Here is a 4,715-nt window from a genome sequence, read left to right on the forward strand (position 1 = left end):
TTCCGCTCGTAAATCTCGAATTCCGCTCGTAAATCTCGAATTCCGCTCGTAAATCTCAAATTCCGCTCGTAAATCTCAAATTCCGCTCGTAAATCTCGAATTCCGCTCGTAAATCTCGAAAACCGCTCATAAATCAAACATTCACCTTTCGATCAGCAATTCAATAAAAAAAAAGTGCAATATCACTGGTTTTTGTAATAAACCGAAATATTGCACGCTTCTTTTCATATAGCGTCCCAGGAGAGATTCGAACTCCCGACCGACGGCTTAGAAGGCCGTTGCTCTATCCTGCTGAGCTACTGGGACATGTTATTCTTTTTGAAAGACAAACTTTATTATATTAGACAAATAATAAAATGTCAATAAGATTAACGGGAATTTCTCGCCATTCTTATGGGAGAAAAAATGAATTTTCTCTCCCATATTATAGAATAGTTATTTCCGTTTTGGAAGAGTAAATGACTGTTGTAGCCCGGGAAGCTCCCCTTTATCAATATCAAAAGTGCGCAAAATCAAATCTGTTTCGGATAGATCAAGAATCACATACGTTTTTTCCAGACGCATTCTCGGCAGCAATATACTTCCCGGATTGATGAACAGTATACCATCAATCATTTCCGCACCGAGGACATGGGAATGTCCGAAGCAAACGATATTGGCGTTTACTTCCCTGGCCCGGTAATGCAGGTTCATCAGTGTTGATTTAACGGAATAAAGATGGCCATGTGTCACGTAAAGACGGTAGCCGTCGATGTCCTTAACGAGCTCGTTCGGAAGCTTTTGATCATAATCACAATTTCCCCTTACGACGGCGAAACCGGACAATGCGCTGTCATCAGCCGCAAGCTCCGAATCGCCGCAATGGACCATTACTTCGACTTCGCTCCCATGCTTTTCCTTAATCGTCTCCAATACTTCGGATGAGCCATGGCTGTCACTGACAATTAACGCTCTCTTCATGCCTGCTCACCCTTTACTGATAATGTCGCAAGCAGACCGCCCAACTTTTGCAGGGCCCTGGCGCGGTGGCTGATTTGATTCTTTTCTTCAGGTTCGAGCTCGGCCATTGCTTTGTTTTTTTCTTTCACAAAAAAAATCGGGTCATATCCAAAGCCGTTTGTCCCGGTCCGTTCAAACAGGATCAACCCTTCACACGTGCCGGAAACCGTTTCAGTCGGGTGCCCCGGTCTCGCAACGGCAAGTGCGCAGTAAAATCTCGCGGTCCGGTCTTCTTCTTTAACCCCGGACAATTCGGCTAAAACTTTATCGATATTGGCATCGTCATTTTTTTCTTCACCCGCATACCTTGCCGAAAAAACGCCAGGCCTCCCGCCAAGGGCGTCGACAACCAACCCTGAATCATCAGCAATCACCATTTTCCCCAATACCTTTGATACAGATTCGGCCTTTAACACGGCATTTTCAGCAAAAGTTGACCCGGTTTCTTCGATCTCCCCGATTTCCGGATAGTCATGAAGTGTCTTTACGACATACCCATGGGGGGCGAATAAATTTTCAAACTCTTTCGCTTTGCCGCGATTTTTTGTTGCAATGATTACTTCCTTCATGTTTAATTCTCCTCTTTTTCCCCGCTGCTGCCCTTGATCAGCGCTGTTATCTCATCGCCAAGAGCTTCTTTTTGATATTCAAACAACTCCATTAACCCTTCCTGGGCCAGCTTAATCAGTTCCTGTAGCTGGTCATATGAAAAAGTCGATTCCTCACCTGTTCCCTGCAGCTCGACGAATTCGCCATTGCCAGTCATCACGATATTCATATCAACTTCCGCATTTGAGTCCTCGGCATAATTCAAATCAAGAACCGGCTGCCCGTCGCTCAAAATACCAACGCTTGTGGCTGCCAAAAAGTTGCTGACCGGGAAGGTTTTGATGGACTTTGCTTCATACAGCTTGTGGAGGGCAATCGCCATTGCCACAAAAGCCCCGGTAATCGAAGCTGTTCTTGTTCCCCCGTCTGCCTGGATCACATCACAATCGATCCAAACCGTTCTTTCTCCGAGCGCTTCCAGGGTAACGATCGACCTTAAGGCCCGGCCAATTAAGCGCTGAATTTCCATCGTCCGTCCGCTTACTTTCCCCTTGGAGGATTCTCTTATCGTCCTTTGCTCCGTTGCCCTTGGAAGCATCGCATACTCAGCCGTAATCCAGCCTTTTCCTTCCCCGCGCATAAACGGCGGCACCCTGTCCTCAATCGTTGCGGCACAGATCACTTTTGTATCTCCTACAGAAATGAGAACCGATCCTTCCGGGTGCTTAATATAGTTTGTTTCGATATGTACAGGCCTTAATTGATTTCGTTCACGTCCATCCACACGCATTCGCTGTTCCTCCTTTTGTTTTCCGCAGTTTACCGGGGAATCGGCAGCTGTATTCATATAACAATAAAGAAGAGGCGCATAAAAATGGCGGCCTCCGGCTTATTCTTTATATAGTATATCAAAAAAATTTTTTTAAAAACTACCTGTGTTGACTTTTTCAGGGCGGGTCACGGGTTCTGTAAGCTCTTCACCCTTGTCATTGACAAGGCCGGCTTTGCCATTCACCATCACCGAAACGCTTTCTATCCCTTTTTGTTCGGTTAAAGACAGGACAAGGGCATTTAATAAATGCTGGGAGACGATTTTTTCTTCCGAGCTTCCATAGACGGATTCGTTAAAGTTTAACGTTACTTTTCCATCTTCAATTTTTGGATCATCAAGCAGCTTAATATCAGGATCAAAATCAGAAAGCAGATTGGAGCTATAGCCAGGGCCCTTCACCAGTTCATTGACAACTGCTTCAAGATTGTTGTCCACTTCATTTGAAACCCGGCGCGTCACAGGCACATAATAATAGGCACCCTCTTCACCGCCAAGATAGTAAACGGTCACAGCCTTGGTGTCCGTCGGGTCGATCATTTCTGTTGTATCAAGATTGATCCCGTTTGCCCGGCTCAGCTCCTCGCCAATTGGAGTGCCGTTTACAGGCATTTCGTTCAGTTCTTTTCCATTCATTTGCAGCTTTACCTTCTGGACGCTGTCAAACTGTGTGAGCGTCCATGTAACAGCCTGGAGGATTTTAAGCTCGTCCTCAGGCTTATATTCCTGGAATTCCTTTGAAAAATCCACAGTAGCAAGACCGTCCTTTATATCGACCGAAACCATTGTATCTGCCGGTAAAACTGCCCTGAATCCTTCAGGAAGAATTTCCGTCACCGGGCCGTTTTCGACAAGGTACTCAAGCGCCTGCCTGGCAGGTCCTTCGGTTTTTGGCAAATCGAGCGTCTGCGCGGTAACATAGCCTTTTTCATCGATCAAGTACAGCTCCGTTGGGACGGTTGTTTCAGCAGCTTCCTTATCATCGGCCATTTTTTCTGTTTGATCGCCTGTTTCCGCTGATTCATCTGTTTCTGCTTCCTCCCCGTACGTGGCTTCCTGAGGCGGATCAATCTTCTCCCCGCCGCCAAACAATCCGCAGCCGGACAAAAACACGGATGATAGAAATATCGCCGAAACAAAAGTTGTTTTTTTATGTTTAGACATTGTAAACCCCTCCTAAGACAGTTTGTACTAAAAGTATACGAGCCTGTTTTTAATTTAGACCGTCTTTTGGAAGAAAATTTGGGATATGGGAATCATGCTTTTTTATACATGGAAAGCTTTGTTTGAATAAAAAATAAAAAGGCGCCCTTGGGCAACCTTGTTTTGCCGATTTTGAACGGCTCCTCCGGCCGGCCAAAATCGCCTTATCTTATGTTTAGTTCTTTCCCGGGCCGAACCCTTTTTGCGAAATCAACAGTTTTACATCATCCAGTTCATCTTTCAGCATTTTTAACACGACTTTATACGCTGTCGGGTTGTACCATTTTTCCAATCCCATTTGTTCATATATCTGATAAATTCCCAGCTTTTCTGTTCGTTTCCCCCCGCCTCCATCTCCCATCCAATAATCATCCAATGTGACCCGGCTCGCGATGTTTTTTAGCTTTTTCGGGAATTCCCTGGAGCAAGGCAGCAATGGGGCAATCGTAGCCTGTGTGAGTATTCCTGCATCCGTTAGCTCTTGTAAAGCTTTCATCCGGGCCGGGACAGGCGGGGCTGAAGGAGAAAATGCCTTCCTGACTTCTTCCTTGTCAGTTTCAATCGTCATCGACACTCTAATTCTGTCGCCAAACTGTTTAAACAGGTCAATGTCCCGCGTCACTAACGGTGAACGGGTTTGGACAAACAGGAAATCAGGCTGCTCTTCCAGCATGACTTCCAACAAGCTCCTTGTTAATTTCGTCTTTGCTTCAATCGGCTGATACGGATCTGTAGCAGATGACATAAACAAGGTTACCGGACCTTTTTTCTTCGCTTTGACAAGCTCTTTCCTCAACAGTTCAGCGGCATTGGTTTTAATATCAACCCATGTCCCCCATTCTTCTTCGCGGTACAGGGACACAGGGAGCTGTCTGACATAACAATACTTGCATGCGAAAGCACAACCGGCATACGGATTGAGCGAGTGCGAATATTCTTCCAGCAAACCCCTTCCGGGAGTTAAAATGCTTTTAGAAACAATATCTTTCAGCTGTATATTCATGTTGATCACCTATATTCATTATATCGCTTTTTGCAGGAATCCCAACGGTTGTGTTCACGGTAAGAAAAACGCAAGCGCCTTGGTCAGCCCCGACAAGCGCTGGCCGACTAAGAGCGCCACGTCCTGTGGCAA

General features: G+C 45.8%; 5 protein-coding genes and 1 tRNA gene. All 6 read right to left on the bottom strand.

The features are described 5' to 3' along the window. Window positions 1-232 precede the first annotated feature (232 nt). A tRNA-Arg gene (locus CU633_RS21475) sits at window positions 233-306 on the bottom strand. Between the two features lie 129 nt (window positions 307-435). After that, a complete protein-coding gene (locus tag CU633_RS21480) occupies window positions 436-960 on the bottom strand; it encodes a metallophosphoesterase (RefSeq protein ID WP_101662595.1) in 525 nt (174 codons plus the stop codon). Then, window positions 957-1,568: an XTP/dITP diphosphatase gene (locus CU633_RS21485; protein ID WP_101662596.1), complete on the bottom strand. Its 612-nt coding sequence runs from the start codon at window positions 1,566-1,568 to the stop codon at window positions 957-959. The genes CU633_RS21480 and CU633_RS21485 overlap by 4 nt, the downstream gene beginning before the upstream one ends. Window positions 1,569-1,570: 2 nt before the next feature. After that, window positions 1,571-2,338 carry a ribonuclease PH gene (rph, locus tag CU633_RS21490; protein WP_101662598.1) on the bottom strand — a complete coding sequence of 256 codons (768 nt, stop codon included), beginning with the start codon at window positions 2,336-2,338 and terminating at the stop codon, window positions 1,571-1,573. Between the two features lie 132 nt (window positions 2,339-2,470). Further along, complete coding sequence (locus CU633_RS21495) at window positions 2,471-3,541, bottom strand: GerMN domain-containing protein (RefSeq protein WP_101662597.1); 1,071 nt, start codon at window positions 3,539-3,541, stop codon at window positions 2,471-2,473. A 214-nt stretch (window positions 3,542-3,755) separates the two neighbouring features. After that, window positions 3,756-4,583, bottom strand: coding sequence for an SPL family radical SAM protein (locus CU633_RS21500; protein ID WP_180955070.1), 828 nt, complete (start codon window positions 4,581-4,583; stop codon window positions 3,756-3,758). Between the last annotated feature and the right edge of the window lie 132 nt (window positions 4,584-4,715).

Source organism: Bacillus sp. V3-13, assembly GCF_002860165.1.
GTDB lineage: Bacteria > Bacillota > Bacilli > Bacillales > Cytobacillaceae > Bacillus_BJ.